Here is a 1,837-nt window from a genome sequence, read left to right on the forward strand (position 1 = left end):
GGAGGTGTGTCAAAATGCACATCTCCTTTTTTATGCACAAAGCCCCGACTTTCACAAGCTGGGGCTTTGTTATTACCTAAAGAATTTGTATCTTTAAGCATACAATTTATACTATGGCAAAGATACATTTTCGTCCTTACAATCCCAACCAAACAGTGCTTTTTCCTCCAAGAATTGACGAGGATATTGCAGAGAACGAACCGGTGCGCATGGTTAACGCTCTGGTTGAGAGCCTGAATCTTGAAAGTTTCAGAAAGTTGTATAAGGAATGCGGCCGCAGCGCTTACCATCCCAGGATGATGCTCAAGGTCATTCTGTATGCCTATATGAACAACATCTACTCCTGCCGTAAAATCGAAAAGCTCCTTCACCGTGACATCCATTATATCTGGCTTGCCGGATATGAGAAACCGGATTTCATCACCATCAACCGTTTCCGCAACCGGGTGAAGAAGGAAATCAACGAGGTGTTTACCCAAACCGTACTCCTTCTCTCTTCCAAAGGCTTCATCAGTCTGAATGTGGAATACATTGACGGGACAAAGATTGAATCCAAAGCCAACAAGTATACTTTCGTCTGGCGAAAAACGGTCGAGCAGAACCGTGAACGTCTGATGAAGAAGATACATGTCCTGTTGGAACAGATAGACGATGTCATCGCCCAGGAGAACTCATCGGAAAGCAATGAGAAAATAGAATTCACTCCGGCCATGCTGACTGAAATGGCGGGAGAATTGCGTCAAGCACTTGAACAGGTTCCTGAACCCTCCACGAAAGAGGAAAAGACTGCGTTGAAAAAGAAACGCAAACAGCTGAAGGAGCTGGAAGAGCACAGGGACAAGCTACAGGAATACGACAACTGTCTGGACACGCTGCAGGACAGGAACTCCTATTCCAAAACGGACAACGACGCTACTTTTATGAGAATGAAGGAGGATGCCATGCGTAACGGCCAGACAAAGCCCGGTTACAACCTCCAGATCGGCACCGAGAACCAGTTCATTACCGATTTTGCACTCTTCCCGAACCCTACGGATACACTGACCATGATACCTTTCCTGCAATCCTTCTCAAGCAGATATGACAGGTTGGCCCATACGGTGGTTGCCGATTCCGGCTACGGTTCTGAGGAGAATTACCGCTTCATGTCAGAAAACGGTATGGAAGCCTACGTCAAGTACAACTACTTCCACATGGAACAGCGGCCGAGGTTCAAACCGGACCCGTTCAAGGCGGAAAATTTCTACTACAATGAAGAACATGACTTTTGCATTTGCCCCATGGGACAGAAGATGCAAAGAATAGGGACCGGACATGTGAAAACCGCATCCGGATATATCAGCGAAAATGCCAGATACAGAGCCGTCAGATGTGAAGGTTGTCCGCTAAGATGCCGATGTTTTAAAGCAAAAGGAAATAGGACGATAGAACTGAATCACAGGCTCAGAAAATATAGGCAGAATGCCAAAGAGCTGCTCTGCTCCGAGGAAGGGCTGAAACACAGAGGACAGAGATGTATAGAGCCGGAAGCCGTGTTCGGACAAATGAAATACAATATGAACTACAAACGTTTCCGCCATTTTGGAAAGGATAAGGTCTTCATGGACTTTGCCTTCTTTGCCGTTGCCTTCAATATAAAAAAGATGTGTGCAAAAATGGCTAAAGAAGGTATGGATTGGCTGATTAGACGGTTTTATGAGCTTACAGTAGCTATATTTAGATGTTGCGAACACATAAATCAAAGAAATCCTCAAAATATCGCAGCTTAAAGAAAATGAACCGAGTGGTATAGTAATGAATAAAAAAGAAGGTGCATCGTGCATTACGACACACCTCC

1 protein-coding gene is annotated in these 1,837 nt (G+C 45.1%); it reads left to right on the forward strand.

Annotated elements, in window-relative coordinates; all coding sequences use genetic code 11:
• Positions 1–113 precede the first annotated feature (113 nt).
• Positions 114–1,769, forward strand: coding sequence for an IS1182 family transposase (locus D7V92_RS21780; protein WP_121773789.1), 1,656 nt, complete (start codon positions 114–116; stop codon positions 1,767–1,769).
• The last annotated feature ends 68 nt before the right edge of the window (positions 1,770–1,837 follow it).

Origin of the sequence: Parabacteroides sp. CH2-D42-20 (genome assembly GCF_003670185.1) — a bacterium.
GTDB lineage: Bacteria > Bacteroidota > Bacteroidia > Bacteroidales > Tannerellaceae > Parabacteroides > Parabacteroides distasonis.

Coding starts and splice junctions, on each gene's coding strand:
- D7V92_RS21780 (WP_121773789.1), top strand. CDS start 114: ATGGCAAAGATACATTTTCGTCCTTACAATCCCAACCAAACAGTGCTT.